At 62.0% G+C, this 18,264-nt stretch carries 16 protein-coding genes and 2 pseudogenes; 10 read left to right on the top strand and 8 right to left on the bottom strand.

The genetic code is table 11. The features are described 5' to 3' along the window. The 3 genes from DY251_RS19150 to DY251_RS19140 all read right to left on the bottom strand — a co-directional run. Positions 1-372 (bottom strand): right-handed parallel beta-helix repeat-containing protein (locus DY251_RS19150; RefSeq protein ID WP_425373322.1); only part of this gene is annotated, 372 nt, incomplete at its 3' end. Then, positions 372-2,288, bottom strand: a complete 1,917-nt coding sequence (gene nosZ, locus DY251_RS19145; RefSeq protein ID WP_116625508.1) for a TAT-dependent nitrous-oxide reductase — start codon at positions 2,286-2,288, stop codon at positions 372-374. The genes nosZ and DY251_RS19150, both read right to left, overlap by 1 nt. A 55-nt stretch (positions 2,289-2,343) precedes the next feature. Beyond that, positions 2,344-4,554 (bottom strand): 4Fe-4S binding protein, encoded by a 2,211-nt coding sequence (locus DY251_RS19140; RefSeq protein ID WP_425373321.1) that lies wholly within the window; start codon positions 4,552-4,554, stop codon positions 2,344-2,346. 195 nt (positions 4,555-4,749) lie between these two features. Here DY251_RS19140 and DY251_RS19135 point away from each other — a divergent pair, with 195 nt between their 5' ends. Both DY251_RS19135 and DY251_RS19130 read left to right on the top strand, forming a co-directional pair. Continuing rightward, complete coding sequence (locus DY251_RS19135) at positions 4,750-5,604, top strand: ferritin-like domain-containing protein (protein WP_037094322.1); 855 nt, start codon at positions 4,750-4,752, stop codon at positions 5,602-5,604. Between the two features lie 164 nt (positions 5,605-5,768). Next, the gene (locus DY251_RS19130; protein ID WP_037094324.1) at positions 5,769-6,128 is read left to right on the top strand and encodes a hypothetical protein; all 360 of its coding nucleotides are present in this window, start codon (positions 5,769-5,771) and stop codon (positions 6,126-6,128) included. 27 nt (positions 6,129-6,155) lie between these two features. On the opposite strand, the gene DY251_RS21505 is transcribed toward DY251_RS19130, so the two are convergent. Continuing rightward, on the bottom strand, positions 6,156-6,449 hold the full coding sequence (locus DY251_RS21505) for a hypothetical protein (RefSeq protein ID WP_158553282.1): 294 nt from the start codon (positions 6,447-6,449) through the stop codon (positions 6,156-6,158). Positions 6,450-6,709: 260 nt separating this feature from the next. On the opposite strand from DY251_RS21505, the gene DY251_RS19120 reads away from it, so the two are divergent. Genes DY251_RS19120 through DY251_RS19110 form a run of 3 tightly spaced genes read left to right on the top strand, consistent with a single transcriptional unit; the run spans position 6,710 to position 9,597 of the window. Further along, positions 6,710-7,903 (top strand): cytochrome P450, encoded by a 1,194-nt coding sequence (locus DY251_RS19120; RefSeq protein WP_116625518.1) that lies wholly within the window; start codon positions 6,710-6,712, stop codon positions 7,901-7,903. Between the two features lie 22 nt (positions 7,904-7,925). After that, a complete protein-coding gene (gene mog / locus DY251_RS19115; RefSeq protein WP_116625506.1) occupies positions 7,926-8,459 on the top strand; it encodes a molybdopterin adenylyltransferase in 534 nt (177 codons plus the stop codon). Positions 8,460-8,493: 34 nt separating this feature from the next. Beyond that, on the top strand, positions 8,494-9,597 hold the full coding sequence (locus DY251_RS19110) for an NnrS family protein (protein ID WP_116625505.1): 1,104 nt from the start codon (positions 8,494-8,496) through the stop codon (positions 9,595-9,597). A 62-nt stretch (positions 9,598-9,659) separates the two neighbouring features. On the opposite strand, the gene DY251_RS19105 is transcribed toward DY251_RS19110, so the two are convergent. After that, a complete protein-coding gene (locus DY251_RS19105; RefSeq protein ID WP_116625504.1) occupies positions 9,660-10,121 on the bottom strand; it encodes a hemerythrin domain-containing protein in 462 nt (153 codons plus the stop codon). A 187-nt stretch (positions 10,122-10,308) separates the two neighbouring features. On the opposite strand from DY251_RS19105, the gene ric reads away from it, so the two are divergent. Next, a complete protein-coding gene (gene ric, locus DY251_RS19100) occupies positions 10,309-10,974 on the top strand; it encodes an iron-sulfur cluster repair di-iron protein (protein ID WP_116625503.1) in 666 nt (221 codons plus the stop codon). Positions 10,975-11,274: 300 nt separating this feature from the next. Continuing rightward, positions 11,275-11,526, top strand: a pseudogene (locus DY251_RS19095) (Lrp/AsnC family transcriptional regulator); the annotation flags it as partial. 342 nt (positions 11,527-11,868) lie between these two features. On the opposite strand, the pseudogene DY251_RS19085 reads toward DY251_RS19095, so the two are convergent. The 3 genes and pseudogenes from DY251_RS19085 to DY251_RS19075 form a co-directional block, all read right to left on the bottom strand. Next, positions 11,869-12,861, bottom strand: a pseudogene (locus DY251_RS19085) (Tn3 family transposase); the annotation flags it as partial. A gap of 19 nt (positions 12,862-12,880) precedes the next feature. Further along, positions 12,881-14,182, bottom strand: a complete 1,302-nt coding sequence (locus tag DY251_RS19080; RefSeq protein WP_245416042.1) for an ISKra4 family transposase — start codon at positions 14,180-14,182, stop codon at positions 12,881-12,883. 153 nt (positions 14,183-14,335) lie between these two features. Continuing rightward, positions 14,336-14,887: a plasmid pRiA4b ORF-3 family protein gene (locus DY251_RS19075; RefSeq protein WP_116625500.1), complete on the bottom strand. Its 552-nt coding sequence runs from the start codon at positions 14,885-14,887 to the stop codon at positions 14,336-14,338. Between the two features lie 501 nt (positions 14,888-15,388). Between DY251_RS19075 and DY251_RS19070 the strand changes: the two genes are divergently transcribed. The 3 genes from DY251_RS19070 to DY251_RS19060 are packed head-to-tail and all read left to right on the top strand — an operon-like array spanning position 15,389 to position 18,264. After that, positions 15,389-15,979, top strand: coding sequence for a TetR/AcrR family transcriptional regulator (locus tag DY251_RS19070; protein ID WP_116625499.1), 591 nt, complete (start codon positions 15,389-15,391; stop codon positions 15,977-15,979). Positions 15,980-15,982: 3 nt separating this feature from the next. Next, positions 15,983-17,134: an efflux RND transporter periplasmic adaptor subunit gene (locus tag DY251_RS19065; protein ID WP_116625498.1), complete on the top strand. Its 1,152-nt coding sequence runs from the start codon at positions 15,983-15,985 to the stop codon at positions 17,132-17,134. After that, positions 17,131-18,264, top strand: a complete 1,134-nt coding sequence (locus tag DY251_RS19060) for an ABC transporter permease (protein ID WP_116625497.1) — start codon at positions 17,131-17,133, stop codon at positions 18,262-18,264. The genes DY251_RS19065 and DY251_RS19060 overlap by 4 nt, the downstream gene beginning before the upstream one ends.

Genomic DNA, 18,264 nt, shown 5'->3' with positions numbered 1-18,264 from the left:
GATGATCGCGCCGGTCGCCGTCCGGGCGGCGAAGATGCCGGAATCCAGCGTCGACAGGTTCATGCCCGAGCCGGTGACCTCGATGCCGCGCACTGTAACCTTCTCCGCCTCGATGGTGACGACGCTGCCCTCGCCGTTGCCGACGATGCTGGCTCCATCCTCGCCGTCGAGCGTTACCGGCTTGTCGATGACCAGCGGCCCGTCGTGCCGGCCCGGCTTGAGGCGTATCCTGTCGCCCGGAGCCGCCGCTTTAAGAACGGCCGACAGCGTCGGTCCGTCGGAGGGTGTGACGATCCATTCCGCAGCCAGCGCAGCCGAAGGAATGGCGGCCAGAAGGGCCGCCATCCAGAGTTTTGCCAGTCGGTACCGCATCAGGCCGATTTAGGCTCCACCAGCATGCGGCCCTTCATTTCCATGTGCATGGCATGGCAGAACCACGAGCAATAGTACCAGTAGACGCCAGGCCGGTCGGCCTTGAACGTCACCGAGGCGGTAGCCTGCGGCGCGACCTCCATGTTGATGCCGTAGTTGACGATGCAGAAGCCGTGCGTCAGGTCCTCTACCTCGTCAATATTGGTCACATACACAGTGACTTCGTCTCCCTGCTTGACCGTGAACGATTCGAGCCCGAACGCCGGCGCCGACGAGGTCATATAGACGCGCACCTTGTTGCCGTCGCGAATGATCTCCGAGTCGATGAGCAGGTCGATATTGTCCTTCTTGGCCTGTTCCACGGCATCGGCGAAGAAGGGATCCGCGCGGTCCCACACATTCACCGGGTTAATCTTCGAGGCATGGACGATCGTTGCGTCATGAGGTTCGGCGAAGGTCGGGTTGTCATGCACAAGCACCATCTGATCGCCGGAAATGTCGATCAACTGATCGCATTCGGGCTTCAGCGGGCCGACGTTGAGGAACCGGTCCTTCGAGAACTTGTTCAGCGAGATCAGCCACTTGCCATCGGCTTCCTTGGTCTGGCCCATGGAGGTATGGTTGTGGCCCGGCTGATAGTGGACGTCGAGCTTCTGGCGAATCGGATCGATCTTCTCGCCGGCAAAGGCGCGCTTGGCGTCCTCGATGTTCCACTTGCAGATCTGGCTGTCGATGAACAGCGTCGTATAGGCGTTGCCCTTGTTGTCATAAGCCGTGTGCAACGGACCGAGGCCGAGTTCCGGCTCGGCGACCACCACGTCGCGCGGCTTGATCTTGTCGTCGAAGAGATCGTCGAACTTGCGCACGTCGAACACCGTGACGGTCGGGGATAGCTTGCCGGCGGCGACCACGTGGATGCCATCGGGGGCGGTGTTCATGCCGTGCGGGCCGTTGGAAACCGGGACATAACGGGTGTAGGCGGATCCCGCCCGACCGTCGATCACCGGTACGCCGTTCATTTCCTTGAAGTCGCCCTTGGCGACGGCTTCCTCGATCCGCTTGATGTTGAAGATGACGACCCAGTCCTGCTCCTTCGACATCATCTCTTCGAGCGTGACGCCCTTTTCGGAATTGTAGCAGGTCGCAAAGCAGTATTTGCCCTGGTAATCGGCATCGACATTGTCGAGGTTGCCATCGACGATCACCTGCCATGCAACCTCCATGGTCTCGCCGTCGACCGCCGAGAAGATCGAGAAATATTCGGTGGGCTTGTCGAGGATCTTGCCGTCGTTCGGCAGCGGCACACCGTCCTCGCCGTTGCAGAACACATAGCCGGTCTTAGGGTATTTCTGAACGCGCAGGCCATGCACGGTGTGCTGGTTCGGCAGTTCGATGATCTTGTCGCATTTCATGACGTCGAGGCGGATGCGGCAGACCCGGGTATTGGACTTGTCGTTCGCATAGAGATAGCGACCGTCATAGGTGCCGTCGGTGAAGGACAGATGCGGGTGGTGCAGGTCCCCGTTGTGATAGACGCCGCCCTTGTCCTTGAGGTACTCGATCGTTTCGGGACGCAGGCCTTCGGTCATCACCTTCAGGCTTTCATTGGTCTGGCCCCAGCCGGTGGCGCTGCACCGATTAAACACCGGAATGCGCATGAATTCGCGCATCGATGGAAGTCCGACAATGCGGACCTCGCCGCTCTGGCCGCTGGAGAAGAACGTGTAATATTCGTCCAGTTCGCCGGGCTTGACCTCGTAGGGCAATTCTCCGCTGGTGGCGGCCTTCGCGGGCGTGCCGCCGCCGGCAAAGGTCAGCGCGCCACCGGCGGTGGCAGCGCCTGCAGCCGCGACGGCGGCGGTTGATCCCAGAAGCTGGCGTCTGTTCAGGCGCGGTTGGGTATCGTCGTTGGACATGGTGTCTTCCCTTGTTGCTGGTGTTGTTGGCCCAGACGTCTGTCCGCTGCCGAATTCATGTTTTCTTTATGGCTTCGCCATTGTGGGTGACGACGGTTCTGGGCGGGCTTTCACCGCGCGATGCCGGCGTCGACAGAGCCATGAACTTCTCCCGTTTCAGGCGGACCTGGATCATGTGCGGGCAGCGATGATCATCGTGATAGAGTTCCTGGCAATGCATGCAATAGATACACTCGTTGACATTGATCTGGCCTTCCGGATGAATGGACTGCACAGGACATTCCTTGGCACAACGCTGGCATGGCGTGCCGCATTCGGGCCAGCGCTTCAGCCATTCGAACATGCGGATCCGGCCGGGAATGGCCAGCGCCGCACCAAGCGGGCAGAGATAGCGGCAGTAGAAACGTTCGATGAACAGGCCGGCGGCCAGAAGCGTCAAAGCGAAGATGACGAAGGGCCACTCGCGGGCGAACTTCAGAATGATTGCCGTCTTGAACGGTTCCACTTCGGCCAGCATCTCGGCATAGGCCATCGAATAGAAGGACAGCCCGAAAAGCCCGAGGAAAATGATGTACTTGATCGGCCAGAGGCGCTCGTGCAGGCCCCATGGCACCTTCACCTGCGGGATCTTCAGCTTTACGGCAATCTTGTTGAGCAGTTCCTGCAGCGCTCCGAACGGGCAGAGCCAGCCGCAGAAAGGGCCACGTCCCCAGAACAGCAGGCCGGCGGCAACCGCGGCCCAGAGTATGAAGATCAGCGGCGCTGCCAGAAAGAACTCCCACCGGAACGACGTGACGAGCGAATTGATGAACGTCAGGACATTGACCACGGAAAGCTGGGCATTGGCGTACCAGCCGAGCCAAACTAGGGTGAAAACGAGATAGCTTGTGCGGACCCACGCAAACAGTTTCGGCCGCTTCACTAGCCAGTCCTGGAAAAAGAAAATTCCGGTGAGCACGAGAAGGGCGGCCACGGTGATGGCCATCGTCACCCGGTTCATGTCCCAGATGTTGACCCAGAGCGGCGGCGCGTCGGGTAGTGGTTCGGTCCGGGTCACCACCGCCGGTTCTTCGGCGGAAGTTTCGGTCCTGGCCGCCGCGACGGGCGTCACCACCCGGGTAACGGTGTAGTAGGAAGACGGCAGCGTATAGCCAAGATTGAAAGCGATAGCAGCCTTGTCACGCGCCACGGTGCTGCGCTGCGCTAGCAATTGCAGTTCGAATGGTTCAGTTATATCGAACTGGAAATCGGTGGGCACGACGAAAAGGGCGATCTCCCGCAGACGAGGGGCGCCGTCCGTTGCGAAAGCCGAAATCCTGGTGTGGTTGCGATCCCTGAACCGCAAACCCTGGCCGTTCTGCAGCAACTCGATGCGGTCGAAAATGCCACCCCGGACATAGCCGGAGCCCTTGAACGAATAGGCGCCGTCGCCCGCGACGAGGAGAGCCGACTGGCCCGGCTTCAACCGGGACTGGAGCCGCTGATAGCCCGTCTCGCCAAGCAGCGTCTTCCCGATAACCGGCACGCTGACAGGGGCAATGTAGAGATCGATGAACCTGTCTTCAGGCTGCGGTGTTTCCGGCTTCTTCGCCGCCTCCGCGTGACCGGCATCCGCGAACGCACTCGAAACTTCGCCGACTGTCAGGCGCAGGCTTCGGATCGACCCATCACCGAGCAGTGTCTCCCAGTCGCTTGCTTCCGTTTTCGAAAGATCGAGCGTCCTCTTCTCAGTTACCGCCTGTGTGTTCGCAACGCTTTCCCCGCTTAGCCGGTTGCTGCGGATCAGCGCCACCGCGGACCGCACGACGCTGTCGCTCATCACCAGCACGGTCACGGTGGCGCCGCTGACGATGTCCACTTGCGGCGGGCGCTCCTGACCGGCGGCGACGCGGCCGAGATCCTTGCCGATAATCGAGTTCAGGCCGGCGACTACGTCTTTCTCGGGAATGCCGATCAGTACGATCGGTTCCTTGTGATCGACGAGCTTGATCCCGCGAATAATGCCCGATCGCTCGATACCGACGACGATATGGATAGGCTTGCCGGAATAGCCGATGGAGCTGGTGAAATCGGAATTCAGATAGGCATAGCCGAGCAATTCCTCGCCCTTATAGACTGGCGCGATAGGCGGATCGCCTTCTACCGCGCCGAACCGGTCTGCGCCCTCAAAAAGTTCACTTGGCTGAAGCTCCTCGAGATAGCTTGGTAACAGGTTCGCCGCCGCACTAGGGGCGGCATTCATCCAGGCGACAACGAAGACGGACATCCACAAGATGCTCAGTAGCCATGCGCGTTGTTTGTTTTCGAACGACGCCATTAATACCGTCTTTCTAATGTTTACAGTGACATACCGAATTTCATGAATAGTCTAGAGCTTCTATGAGGGAAATCAAACGCTCCAAAACAAATTGTTGCAAAACACGGTCTATGCGACAACGATTGCACGACGAAGGAGATAAACATGCCGACAACGGAAAGCGATCCTTGGGAGGTCGCATCGATGAATGAACTGTTGGCATTAGCCCGCTCTATGGAGCAAGAATCCATCGATGGCTATGTCGCGCTAGCGGCGCGCATGAGAAGCATGGATCGTCCCGATCTCGCCGTAGTGTTCGAAAAACTAATTGTAGAGGAAGAGGGTCATCTCGCAAAGGTGGATGATTGGCAAGAGGCGTCCGGTCAGCCGCGTGAGGCGATGATACATCCTCCCGAAGACGTTTTTGACGACGAGGGGGCCAGCATGGTCGCACCTGACATGCTCAGCGCCTACCGCGCTTTTTCCATGGCGGTGCGAAATGAAGAACGTGCCTTTGCGTTCTGGACTTATGTCGCCGCGCACGCGAAATCCGACGCGATCCGCAATGCTGCCGAGCGCATGGCGCGAGAAGAATTGGGCCACGTCGCAAAGCTCAGGAGCGAACGCAGGCGTGCCTTTCATCGTGAGCGTCGCAGGACGACCGACGCTGCGAGCACCAATTTGCGGGCGCTGGAAACGCGGCTTGCCGAGCAGTTCCGACACCTCGCCAAGGTTGCTGGTGAGCAGAAGATCGGTAAATTGCAGACCTTGGCCGAACAAGCCCGGCTGCGTGCTGAATCGCTTGCCGGAACCCCATTTGCATCTGCACCGCTTCTTGAAGCGGTGCCCGATGCGGCAACTGAGCAGATCCTATCGCTCTGCGAGCTTCTAACCGATTGTTATCTCGACCTTGGCGAGACCGCGACCGACGAGTTGGAACGGGATCGCGCTCAGGGTTTCGCGGCGGAATTGATCGATAGCCTACGTACGCTCCGCTCCGGGAGGCGCGCTGAGATTTAGGGGTGGGTCTTTATCTGGCGACGTGCACATGACAGCGAGGTTGATTGAGCCTGACAATAGGGGCTAGGCGACCACTGGGCCTTCGCATCTAAGGCTTCGTGCGCCGCTTGCGCGCAAACGGGCGTTACGAATGAGGGCGTTACGAATGAGAAGGAGTGAGCAAAATGCCGCGTAATTACCAGGAACCTGCCCACACCTGGGACGATGCCGAACGCGCCCGTCTGGAACCGCTCGTGCGGGAGGATTACGACCGCTGCCATCCGGACGACTCTTTTGACGACATGAAACGGCGCGTTCCATGGCCGTTCGGATATCGATTGCCCTGGGTTCCGGCGGAAAGCTCCACGGGTGCAGCGGGATGCGGCGATGAGGATGCTCTTCCCGAAGGTCGCAGCGGGATCGGCGGACGGCAAGAGCAGGCCCGATTCGCGAAGCACTGGCAGGATCGTGTGGCGCGCATGCTGTTGGACCATGCCGATGATCCGGAATTCGTCCGTGTCGCGGCGTGGCAGGCGGCTGTATAGATGATGCACAGCGAAGACGGAGGGATGCTAAAGGACCGCTTGCGAGTGGTTCTCATCGAGCAGGCCCGGACCGGCGAGCCGGTCACTTACAGGGAACTCGCCGATCGACTTGGCTTGACGCCGCCGCAAACCATTCATCGCGTAGCGCAGGCGCTCGAAGTTCTCATGGCGGAGGATGCCCTGGCCGGTCGACCGTTGCTTGCAGCGCTTTGTGTCAGCAGATTGCAGCAAAGGCTGCCCGCCCGCGGGTTTTTCGTAACGGCGGAGGCCCTGGGCATTTTTGCAGGAGATCCCGAGGGCTTGGAAGCGCGTAATTTCCATGAAAGGGAATTCCAGCGCACACTTGCCCTTTATTATGCGGCATAGGCGTGTTGATGCTGGCTGCCATTGTGGCCGGTGATTGCATCAAACGATCTCGTCGGCATTCTGCGCAAGGCACCTCGCACTTGCACTAGAGCATTTCCGCTTTTCTTTTCATTTCCATGCCGAAGTATCACTATTGCAAAATTCTTTGTGTGACGACAAAGAACGTCAACCCCTGCTGCACTACGTACCGCAAACAACAGAAGCGGTGGGAAAGAATGGCAACGGACGTCCGCGAGGCCTGCGGGTCAGGGCAACAGATCAATAAATGCCCGGCTGATTGGGACCCGCGAAGCCCCGAGATCCAGCGCGACCAAATCGGCGCGTATGACCGGATGCGCGAAACGTGTCCGGTCGCATATAGCGCTTATCTCGGATGGTCCCTCTTCCGTCACGAGGATGTCCTGCGCGTTCTCGGCGAACACGAAACCTTCAGTAATGTCGTTTCACGGCACCCTTCGGTTCCGAACGGAATGGACCCGCCAGAGCATACGCCCCACCGCCGGATGATAGAGCCCTATTTCGCGCCGGAATACATCGCGGCGTTCGAGCCCGCCTTCCGCCGGATCGCGCGTGAGCTAGTGGAGCATCTCCGCGCCAACCCGTCCTGCGATGTCATCAGGGACTTCGCCGAGCCCTATGCGGTGCGCATCCAGTGCGGTTTTCTCGGCTGGCCCCAAAGCCTGCATGTCCCACTGCTGGAATGGATCTACCGGAACCGTGCGGCGACGCTTGCCCGCGATACCGAGGCGATGGCGACCGTCGCGCTTGAATTCGACGGTCATATCCGCGCGCAACTCGCGATGCGCGAAGGGGGCGGCGCTGCCGGCGTCGACGACTTCACCACCTGCCTGCTCCGCCAGACCGTCGACGGCAAGCGGCTGAACCATGCCGAGATCGTCAGCATCCTGCGCAACTGGACGGTGGGCGAGCTTGGGACCATCGCGGCCTGCGTTGGTATTATCCTGCATTTCCTCGCCGGGCGCCCCGATATCCAGGACCGGCTTCACCGGGATCGGGGCGCGCTTCCACAGGCGATCGACGAAATCCTGCGACTTCACGGGCCGTTGATCTCCAATCGCCGCGTCGCCACGCGAGCGGTAACCATCGGCGGGCGGACGCTTGAGGCCGGGGATCGGATAACGGTGATGTGGGCGTCGGCAAACCGCGACGGCTCAGTTTTCGCAGATTCGGAAGAGTTCCACCTCCGGCGCGACCAGTCGCAGAACCTGCTTTATGGCGCGGGCATCCATATCTGTCCGGGAGCGGAACTGGCGAGGATGCAGTTGAATATCGTTTTCGACGAACTGCTCGAAGGCTTGGAACCTTTCTCGCTTCTCCCCGGCGCCGAGCCGGTCCGCGCGGTCTACCCCGCCAGCGGATTTTCCTCCCTCTTCCTGACGCCGGCTTGACGGGCGCTCCCGGAGACCAGACATGCTTATCGCTGTCGTTACGATATCGGATCGCGCCAGCCGCGGACAGTACGAGGACCTGAGTGGTCCCGCCGTCGAGGCATGGCTGCGAGAGACGGTCGTGACGCCGTTTGAAATCGTCAGGCGGACCATTCCCGACGGTGTCGAGCCGGTCCGCGACACGCTTCTGGCATTGTGCGACGAGGAGCATGCAGACCTCATCCTCACGACCGGCGGAACGGGACCCGCTCCGCGTGACGAGACACCGGAGGCCATGCGCGAAGTGGTGACACGGGAGCTGCCGGGCTTCGGCGAGCAGTTGAGGCGCGCAAGCCTTGAGCAGACGCCAACCGCAATTCTCTCGCGGCAGTTGGCCGGAACCCGCGGCAAGACGCTGCTCATTAACCTGCCGGGAAAGCCGGGTTCAATCCGATTCAGCCTCGATGCTGTCTTCGCCGCGGTGCCCTATTGCCTCGACCTGATCGGGGCGGGATGGATCGATACGGATCCGGCTCGCGTGAGGGCTTTCCGGCCCGCGCCCTCGTCGTCAAGCTGAGGCGCCCTGCGGACGGTGCCAGAAGGCATAGCGAATGAAGGACGCTGTTAAAAGCCGCTTGCTGTTGATTTTCCATCCGGCGGGCGTGTTCTTTGCGCTTGCGGCCTTCACGGCTGCGGCGCTCCCGTGGCTCTGGCTCCTCTCGCTTGAGGACCCAAGGCTTGCGCATGCCAGGCTGGGACTGTTCGGCTTCGCCGGCACGGCTATCTGCGGCTATGTCCTGACGGCACAGAAGGCCTGGACGGGACGCCAGCCTCCGATGCCGGCGCTTTTCATGGCGGCGCTCGCCCTCGGTGCGCGATTGACGTCGCTGGGCTTTCCGAGGGACCTCTGGCCGCTCATGCTGCTGTCGCTGCCGGTGGCCCTGATGATCCCGTGGCCGGTATTTCAGGCGAGACGATGGGATAAGGTGCCCCTGGCGATGGTGCCGCTGATGCTTGTCGCGGCAGAGGCGTGGCTTCTCGACCGGCCGGATCTTGCCGGACTTCTTCCCGTGGCCATTGCAACCCTCGTCTTCATCATCGGCGGGCGGTTCGTCCCGTCCTTCGTGACCGAGGCGCGTCGCCGACGCGGTCTTGGCGCACTGGAAAGACCCCCGCTTTGGCTGGGTTCTGCCTTGCTGGGAGCAGGCCTCCTGCAGGAGGGCATCCTCGGAACGCTCGCGCTAATTGCCGCGATGCTCTGGGTCGTCGTCCATAGCCTCGACGGTCTCCGGCTCGGGCAGGCGAACCGGATGCTGTGCCTCGGTTATGCCGGCCTCGTTCCCGGGGTGCTTGCCATCGCCGCGGCGCGGTCAGGGATGGTGCCGCAACTGGTTGAGGTGCACGGCCTGACCATGGCGACCATAGGGCCGATGATCCTTGCGGTCGCCGCCCGCGTGACGATGCGGCGGCCGGCGGGGGCGGAGCTTCAGCCCCGCCGCCGGCACTGGGGGGGCCTTGGGCTCGTATTCTGTGCGGCCGTCGCGCGCGTGCTGGCGGAACTGCCCGGGCAAACGCCGATATGGCTGACCGTGGCGGGTATCGGCTGGTCCGCCGCCTGGATGCTGTTTCTTACGGCCCATCTGCCGGCTTTGCTGAAGCCCGCCCCTTTTCCCGTGCTGAGTGCGATGCGGTATGAGGCGCGAGAGCCTTCCTGACGCGTCCGCACCTGAACCGACGCGTCCGCGACCTTCAGGCGGTGGGAGGGTCAGGTCGTCTTTCAGGCGAAGACACTGCGCGTTTCGGCCTTGGCGGAGAGCAAGGCCTCCAGAACGACCTTCTCGGAGAATACGTGACGGCGTAGCGCCTCCTGGAAGCCGGTGATCATGCGGGCGAGGGTCTCGTGCGATAGCGCGCAGCGACCGTCCGACGCGGCTTTCAGCGTCAGGGAAAGCTCGTCCGCCGCCAGCCGGTCGAAACGGTGCTCGGCCTTGAGGCGCTCGATGGTCATGGCGGCGAAGCAGGAGCCTGCATGGCGGTCGAAATCGGGAAAGAGCAGGCGTTCCTCCATATCCTGCACTGCCTTCAGGGCGGGAGGGACTGCCTCGGCGATACTCGAAAGCTCGCCGCCGAAATCCGGCTCGCCGGCGGCTTCCTCAAGCATCAGGCAGAGGTCGAGCAGCCTCTGGTGGAGCGTCTCCAGGCGGCGAATGTCGGCGGCGGAGAGCGTGTCATCGTTCATGGTATCCTCCTGTTGCCTGAAAGGAAAAGTACGGCGGCGCGCTGCAGCGTGCCCGGCACGAGGCAAAGCCGATGGTGCTCATCATCCTCCACCGCGCTTGCCTTCTCTTTGTGCCGGGTCAAAGACAGGGGACTTCCGGTTGCGCAAAAGATGGGGGAAAGGGACGCGCAACAGCAAAGGAGCCAGGATGGAAACGCTTTCACTTGACATGACCGTGACGATCGTCGCGACGGAGCTGCCGGGGGCCGCCGATCTGTTCCGTCGCTCGGCGATCAATTTCTGCTGCGGGGGCAATGTGCCGCTGCGCGAGGCGGCCGAGCGTGCCGGCCTGTCCCCGGAGGATCTGCTCTCCGAGCTTGCTGCGCTCCAGCAGGCGGCGGGCCGCGATGCGCCGCAGGAGACGGAAGCGCTGATCGAGCATCTCGTCTCCCGCTATCACGACACCCATCGGCAGGAACTCGCCTTCTTGATCCCGCTCGCCGAGAAGGTCGAGCGCGTCCACGGCGATCATCCGGTTGCGCCGTCCGGGCTCGCGCGGGCCTTGAGCGCGCTCGGCGAGGAACTGGAAAGGCATATGACGAGCGAGGAGCAGATCGTCTTCCCGCTGATGCGGCAGGGCCATACCGTGCGCATCTCCCAGCCGCTCACGCAGATGCGCCATGAGCATGAGGATGCCGCCCGGCTTCTGCGCGACATCGAGCACGCCGCCCACGGCATGGCGTTGCCAGCTGAGGCCTGTGGCTCGTGGACCGCGCTATATACGGGCCTGCGGAAGTTCGTCGACGATGTCGTGGAGCACATGCATCTTGAGGACAAGGTCCTCTTCCCGCGCTTCGAAGAGCCCGCCATGTGACGGCGGTGTGCGGAGAAGGCGTCAGTGCTTTCCCACGGTGGCGAGCTCGCTGCTCTCCGTCGCTTTCGGCTCGCAATAGCACTGTAGAGCGCATTCAGGACATCGCGGGCCGGCTTGCTCTTGATGCGGTAGGCAACATCCCGCGCCTCTGCGGCCCATGTGCGGGCTGCGGCATGGCGTGGCTCCGCGCTCGGCCCCCGAGTCCGTCACTTGAATTTATGCTTTGCCGTCTCGTGACGTAATAACCTTTCACCGGGCGTTGCGCCCGACAGACCGGAGCCCGAAGAGGCGTACTGCATCATGGAGGGCGCGGATAGCATCGACCGGACGATCCTCAGCATTCTCACAAAGGAAGCGCGCATCCCCATGAAGTCGCTAGCCGGGCGCATCGGGTTGTCGCGCACCGAGCGCGTCACGCGGCTGGGAAAGGCCGGCGTCATTCGGGGCTACCGCGCCGATACCGGCCAATTCCACGACGGCCACATCCAGGCCTTCCTGCTGGTGACGCTGAAGCGCACGCCCTCACTCGGCGTGCTCGACCGCCTGGCCGGCCCAGTCGGCCCGAAGCTGCGATTTTGGCCAAGTTGAAGAACGAATGTTGAACGTTCGTGCCTACCAGGACCGTTCGTCACCATCGATTTCGTGGATATCGACCTCGATGGAGCACCTGTAGCTCTCGGCGATGTTGAACATCTCTGTCTGGAGATTTTCGATTTCATCATCCAGGCTGACGCCATCGGGCTCGCGGTCATAGGTGATGGTCAGAGTGTAATCACAGTTACCGGTCTTTTGCATCTGATAATCACGCTTCAGCATCGCCTCAATGCGCTCACGAGCGGGCTTTCTGCCCCGGCCATGTTTGTTGAAGTTCTCGATGATCAGATGCAGGGCTATTGCGGCGGACGGCGGCTTCTCCGGCAGAAAGCCGGTATCGAGTGCAGCCTCCTTCAGCACGTCGAGCAGCCCGGTCATCGGCCAGCGTCCGCCGATCTCGCCTTTGATCGCATCGAGGCCTTTCGGCTCGGGTGCAGGCTTGAACGGTGTGATCGAGATGCGGTTTTCGCCACGCCACAGAAGCCGGACCTTATCATTGTCCGGGATATTGGCATTGAGGAGCAACAGTTCCCGCTCAAGCTCTGAACAGATGGCAGACGTAAACGTCCTCGCGTCTGGTGTCAGGTTGAGGCCGGAATAGTAGGCGTCACGCCGGATTTCGAAGTCTTTGGGAAGATCGTCGTCAGGGTTCCGGTAACGGTCCGCGCCAACGACCCAGATTTCCTTGGAGCGAATGCGGTCGCGCAACAACGTGAGAACGCAAAGCTCGTAGCTGATCCGGTTAACACGCCCATCGTCGTCGATGACGGAGCTGCGCCACCTGGCGGGAATAACCTCATCAATCGGAACGTCCTGCACCGGCACGAACCGGCAGCCGTCATCCATCTTGCTCCGAATCCAGTCGAGCGCCGCAAGCACCGGGCGCCACATGGTGTTGTTCGACCGGAATTCCAGAACCGAAAGCAGGCTGGGCAGCATGCGCCGGTAATGATTGGCCCAGGAAGAGCGCATCACCTTATATATACGCCGATCAAGCGCCCCTTTCGCCTGGCTTTCCTTGACGATCGCCGCCAGCTTATCCTTGCCGACAATCGGGAAAATCACATCGCAGACGCGCCCGGACGGTTCCTCGATCGAGGCGCTGGCGATCTCGACCAGCAGCCGTTCCTTTCCGTAGACCCGCTCGATGTCCTTTGCGATATCGCTCACGACCTTGCGTTTCGAGCGCGTGCCGATCTTGTGGACCGTCTCGATCAGAAGATCGACCATCGCATCCGTCAACTGCGCCTCGCGAAACAGAAGATAAATCGCATACAGCCCGATCTGGGGAGCATGAAAAAGCTGGGGGTCGTCAGGCCGCGAGTTTGATTGCATTTTCCGGCAAGCTCGGCTGCACGCGCCAGCGCTTGAAGTCGGTGTCGAGGGTGCCGTCGAGCACGCGTGTCCGCAACTGAATGAGCAGATGAACGCCGCGCTGGGTCCATTGCATCTGTTGTTTCTTTGCGAAGCGCTTGGCTATGACCTGGTTGACGGTCGACTCCACGAACGCGGTCGAGACGACCTCACCATAGCGGTGGCGTTCGGCGTAATTGGGAATCAAGTCGGCATTGTTGCCGATGTAGCGACTGAATTCTTCCAGATACCGGCGCAGTTTGCGCACTTCAGGCGGCGGATCACGGATGAGATCAAAGCCGTCACCAAAATCCTCCACGAGTGCGAGTGCCCGGTCGACATTCCCATGCCAAAGATGCCGCTTGATGCTTTCGAGCACGGCGACTGCCGCGGGCGATATCGCACTGAGCTCCGCAGGCATGCCGCGCGCCATCTGTTGCAGCACGGTGATGCGCATTGTGATGTGGAAGTAGTCGAGGACGTGCTCCGCGTTGGGGCGCATGTACCGTTGGAGATCACGCAAGTTGCAGGCACCGTCCGACATGAACGTCACCTCCTGGTTCATCGCAACACCTTGATCGACGAGAATCTCGTGGAGCCGGCGCTTGGGCTTCTCGTCGTGCCCGACAACGAAGCCAAATCGACGAGCCGGCCCTTCCTCGGGAACAGACTTGCCGACGATCACCTCGAAATTCGTTGGTCTGTTGGTCCAGCTGCGGACATAACCGCCGTCGATGCCAATCGTCACCGGTGGTTCAGGGATCGGCATGTTATTCCATTCCGCTCGATGGCCGCTGATGAAAACCTCCTGTTCTGGTCCGAGTTCGGATTCAAGCCGCTCTGCGATGCGCAGCGCGTCGTTCCGGATCGTTGAAGCATTCACAGCCTCACCGATCGGAAGGACATCCGACAGTAGAGCAGCCGTCACGCCGTAAGAAACGAGGGAGGCCCAACGCGCCTCAAGCGCAAGAAGGTCTGGCGTGACGCGTTCGGGTAGAGCGGAAGCGACGGGCGCAATAGCCCCAGACCCGGATCGACATCGGCAGTGTTCGTATCGGGGGCTCGGTAGGACAATCTTACCCAGGCACGTGCGCACTGTGATTGTGCGATTATCCTTCAGTGACCTGAGACAGCGGCAACTTGAGCAAGGTCGTTGGCGCAGCGAGTAGTTCATCACCTGCGCATTGGCGATCGCGACCTGAAGCGCCGCCAAAGCAGACTTTGCTTCAGTCAGCGCCAGACCGAGATCGTGGATCGACAACTCTTCATCCATCCGGTCGAAGCTGAAGATCTCTTGCGTTTCAACCGCAGTGTCGGCCTTGCTAGTTACGAGTTGAATTGCGAACCGCATTCACGCCCTCCCTTTCTCCACCAGGAGATGAAAGCATGCGGAGCGATACCCTGTCGTCGGCCGTCAGCGCTCTGCCAGTTCGCGCTTCAGAGCGGCGTTGACTTCACGCAGGCTGAACCGTTCGGCATCGTAGGCCGATAGTCCATCGTCTTCATATTCTTCGTCTGCCAATCGAGCGAGCAGTGCGTAATAGCCGAATGGACCGCCTACGTCCTCGGGCGGGCCCGCACGCGCGCCACCAATGCAGGCCGGACAAGTTTTGCCGTCCTCTTGTCTCAGCTTCGCTTCAACGCGTACCTCGTGAACCCACATGTCACCAAAATCGTATTCGTAGATGATGCGCTGACGGAGCCGTAGCTGCAGGTTGGCGAGCATGACCTCGCTGCCAGACGGATCGCGGTGGCGTTCACCTGTCCTTGTCGTGCTGTACTCACGGCTGTGCAACTTGAACGCATGCAGATGATAGTCCTCCCAACCGAACGCGATCTGGATTGCGCGATGCAGTTCGTAGAGGGTCATTCGCGCTGGCACGAGCAACCGGCGCCAGATCATTGGCGAAATTCCTCGTAAGCTCACCTTGAGCTGATACACAACCATCGTGTCATCGTCAGACATAGTGACGACGCTACCGCATTGCCGAAATGACCCCCAGCTTTTTTATGCTCCCCAGATTGGGCGTATCTCCGGTGCTATGAACACCCAACAAATCGTCGAATGGGTGAGACAACAACTCGCACAGGCTCCGACTGCGCGGCGAACATCATAGCTTCAGGGAGAGAAGCAAATGGAACGACGCCAATTCCTAGCGGGTGCGGCGGCGTTTGCCACCTCGGATTCGAGGGCGCGCGTTGTTATAGCCCGCGCGGGCGCTGCCGGGCTAGCGCTCGCCTCCTTGCCGGAATCGTGGCCGGCATCGTCAGATTGCGTAAGACTGGCATGTCGGCGAAGTGGCAGCTAACTTCGCGCTCGTCGCGGGGCAGGCAACGACAACAATCTTTACCTTCCTCGTGCCCGTCTGGACGCTTACCGGGCCTAGAGGCCATCCAGTGATTGACGGACGGCACGGATCGTGCATATAAGTTTGTGATTGATTACTAACTAGATTTAGGAAATCTCATGCGCAAGCCGGCGGAGCTTCGCAAGGCCGAGATTGTCGCCACGGTCCTGGATCTGGCCGACAAGATCGGACCGGACCGGGTGACAACGGGTGCGGCGGCATCGGCAATTGGCGTGAGCCAGGCCGCCTTGTTCCGGCATTTCCCGACCAAGGCTGCGATGTGGCTTGCTGTGGCGGATCACGTGACCGAGGAACTGACGACCGCCTGGGATAATGCCCGGGCCGATGAACCAGTTGGAAGGCTTGAGGCGCTGGTGGCTGCGCAACTGGCGCAGATCATGGCCAAGCCTGCGCTGCCCATGCTGCTGTTCTCGCGCGAGCTGAATGTCGGCAACGAGGACCTGCGCGCGGCCTTCCGGGGCCTGCTTATGAAATTTCAGGCCCTGATCGTGACTGAGGTGGCGCGTGGGCAGGAGGCCGGTTGCCTGCGCCGCGATCTGGCTCCCGCCGACGTCGCCATACTGCTGACCTCGTTGGTGCAGGGAATGGCGATCCGCTGGTCGCTCGGCGCGCGCGACTTCTCCCTGATCCAGGAGGGGGTGCGGCTTCTCAATGTGCAACTCGGGCTTCTGGCCGTGAAAAGGGATTAGGCCATGCGGCGTCGGTGGCTTTACGGTGTGGTGGCCGCAGTTCTGGTTCTGGGCGCAGGTGTCCTGTTTCTGACGGAACGACCGCTCACGGTCAGCGTGGTGCAGCCCGAACGCGAAGTGGCGCTTCGCATTTACGGGCTTGGCACCGTCGAGGCGCGGATTCTCAGCCGCGTCGGCTTCGAGGTGGGCGCCGCCCTGACCTCGCTTGCCGCCGATGCCGGGGACATCGTGATCCGGGGACAGGAACTGGCCGTTCTTCACTCTGCGGAGCAGGAAGCGCGCGTCGCTCGCGCCCGCGCTGCGGTGGCGGCGAACGAGGCCAATCTAGCCAAGGCCGATGCAGCGGTTGTGCGCGCTCGCGCCATGCTGGCGCAGCGCGAGGCGGCGAACCGGCGCCAGCAGGGACTGGCGCAGCGCGATATCGCCTCGGTCCAGCGCGCCGAGGAAGCGCAGCGTGACGAGGACGTGGCGCGCGCCGATCTGGCGGTGGCCGAGGCTGATCTCGCGGTGATCCGGGCACAGGGACTGGACGCGGCGGCGGCCTTGCAGCAGGAAGAAACCCTTCTCGGCCACCACCGCCTGACCGCACCCTATGATGCGCTGATCGTCGCCCGCCATGCCGAGGCAGGCACGGTGGTCAAGGCCGGCGATCCGGTCTTCACCCTTGTCGACCCCGCCTCGATATGGATTCAAGCCTATGTCGATGAAGAGCGCGCCGGCCAGCTTGCGCTTGGCCAGTCCGGCACGATCCGGCTGCGGTCTCAGCCTTCCGTCGAATTCAATGGCGCCATCGCCCGCGTCGGCCTCGAAAGTGACAGGGTGAACGAGGAGCGCCGCGTCTGGCTGACCTGCGTCGACTGCCCCAATGAAATGTTTCTCGGCGAACAGGCCGAAGTGCGCATCCTGACTGGCACGCGCGCGACCGCGCTGATGGTGCCCGAGGTGGCGATCACCGGCTTCGACGGTTATCGCGGCACGGTCTGGGTTGTGCGGGACGGGCGCCTCGCCCGGGCGAAGCTCACCTTCGGCGCGCGCGACGATCGCGGCCGCGTCGAGGTCACGGGCGACCTGCCCGAAGGTGCCGTGATCGTCGCCCGGCCGCCGCCGAAGGGCGCGACCGATGGCCGGCGCGCCCGCATCAGGGACGCGCCATGAACCTCGCGCTCAAGGACATTCGCCACGGACTGTTCCGCTTCGTCCTCACCTGCTTCGGGCTGGGGCTGCTGATGACGGTCGTCCTGGCGATGATCGGCATCTATAACGGCCTCGTTTCGGACGCTCTGGCTGTGGTGAAAGCGCCAGCGGCCGATGTCTGGGTGGTGGAGGCTGGCACCAAAGGGCCATTTGCCGAAGCCTCGAACATCCCGCTGACCACCCGCGATGCGGTGGTGCGGATGCCCGGCGTGGCCGAAGCCGGGGCTGTCAACTACCAGAACGTCGAGGCTTCCCATGCCGGGCAAACCTTGCGGCTTTACGTCATCGGCTACGAGCCCGGCCGCCCAGGCGGACCGCGGGCAATCGCCGAGGGGCGCAGCATCGGCGCCAGCCATTTCGAACTGGTCGCCGACCGCAAGACCGGCCTCCTGCCCGGCGAGACGATCCGGCTCGGGCGCAACCGCTTCACCGTGGTCGGGCTGGTCGAGGGGGCGATGAACGCGGGCGGTGATCCGGCGGTCTATGTGACGCTTTCCGATGCGATGGCGCTCCAGACCGAACTCGACCCGGCCGCCCAGCGGGTACAGGCCGCGCGTGGGGCCGTTTCCGTCAAGTCCGCATCCGTCGCCGCCGTCATTGCTCGCATGGCGCCCGGCGCCGACGTCGATCTGCTCGCCGCAACGGTGCGGCAGTGGAAACATCTGGCAGCCCTGACGCAGGCCGAGCAGGAAGAAATCCTTCTGTCCTCGGTGGTGGATCTGGCGCGGCGCCAGATCGGCCTGTTCCTCGGGATCCTGCTTTCCGTCAGCGCCGTAGTGATCGCCCTCATCATCTACACGATGACCATGGAGAAGCTGAAACAGATCGCCACGCTGAAGCTGATCGGCGCGCCCGACCGTACCATCGTCGGGCTGATCGTGCAGCAGGCGCTGATCCTCGGTGCTTCGGGCTGGGGGATCGGCCTGGTGCTGATCCTGACGGTGAAGGACTATTTTCCCCGCCGCGTCGTGCTGGAGCCGTTCAACGCCATGGTCCTTGCCGCCATCATCGCCGCGGTCTGCCTTCTGTCCTCCGCGCTGGGCGTGCGGGCGGCGATGAAGGTCGACCCCGCCACCGCGCTCGGGAGCTGA

The organism is Mesorhizobium denitrificans (assembly GCF_003403035.1).
Taxonomy (GTDB): domain Bacteria; phylum Pseudomonadota; class Alphaproteobacteria; order Rhizobiales; family Rhizobiaceae; genus Mesorhizobium_G; species Mesorhizobium_G denitrificans.
This window is presented reverse-complemented; position numbering and strand designations above follow the sequence as displayed.

Bases quoted from the DNA above. Each gene is read 5' to 3' on its own strand.
- nosZ (WP_116625508.1), bottom strand. From the start codon at position 2,288: ATGTCCAACGACGATACCCAACCGCGCCTGAACAGACGCCAGCTTCTG.
- DY251_RS19140 (WP_425373321.1), bottom strand. From the start codon at position 4,554: ATGTCCGTCTTCGTTGTCGCCTGGATGAATGCCGCCCCTAGTGCGGCG.
- DY251_RS19135 (WP_037094322.1), top strand. From the start codon at position 4,750: ATGCCGACAACGGAAAGCGATCCTTGGGAGGTCGCATCGATGAATGAA.
- DY251_RS19130 (WP_037094324.1), top strand. From the start codon at position 5,769: ATGCCGCGTAATTACCAGGAACCTGCCCACACCTGGGACGATGCCGAA.
- DY251_RS21505 (WP_158553282.1), bottom strand. From the start codon at position 6,449: ATGGAAATTACGCGCTTCCAAGCCCTCGGGATCTCCTGCAAAAATGCC.
- DY251_RS19120 (WP_116625518.1), top strand. From the start codon at position 6,710: ATGGCAACGGACGTCCGCGAGGCCTGCGGGTCAGGGCAACAGATCAAT.
- mog (WP_116625506.1), top strand. From the start codon at position 7,926: ATGCTTATCGCTGTCGTTACGATATCGGATCGCGCCAGCCGCGGACAG.
- DY251_RS19110 (WP_116625505.1), top strand. From the start codon at position 8,494: ATGAAGGACGCTGTTAAAAGCCGCTTGCTGTTGATTTTCCATCCGGCG.
- DY251_RS19105 (WP_116625504.1), bottom strand. From the start codon at position 10,121: ATGAACGATGACACGCTCTCCGCCGCCGACATTCGCCGCCTGGAGACG.
- ric (WP_116625503.1), top strand. From the start codon at position 10,309: ATGGAAACGCTTTCACTTGACATGACCGTGACGATCGTCGCGACGGAG.
- DY251_RS19075 (WP_116625500.1), bottom strand. From the start codon at position 14,887: ATGTCTGACGATGACACGATGGTTGTGTATCAGCTCAAGGTGAGCTTA.
- DY251_RS19070 (WP_116625499.1), top strand. From the start codon at position 15,389: ATGCGCAAGCCGGCGGAGCTTCGCAAGGCCGAGATTGTCGCCACGGTC.
- DY251_RS19065 (WP_116625498.1), top strand. From the start codon at position 15,983: ATGCGGCGTCGGTGGCTTTACGGTGTGGTGGCCGCAGTTCTGGTTCTG.
- DY251_RS19060 (WP_116625497.1), top strand. From the start codon at position 17,131: ATGAACCTCGCGCTCAAGGACATTCGCCACGGACTGTTCCGCTTCGTC.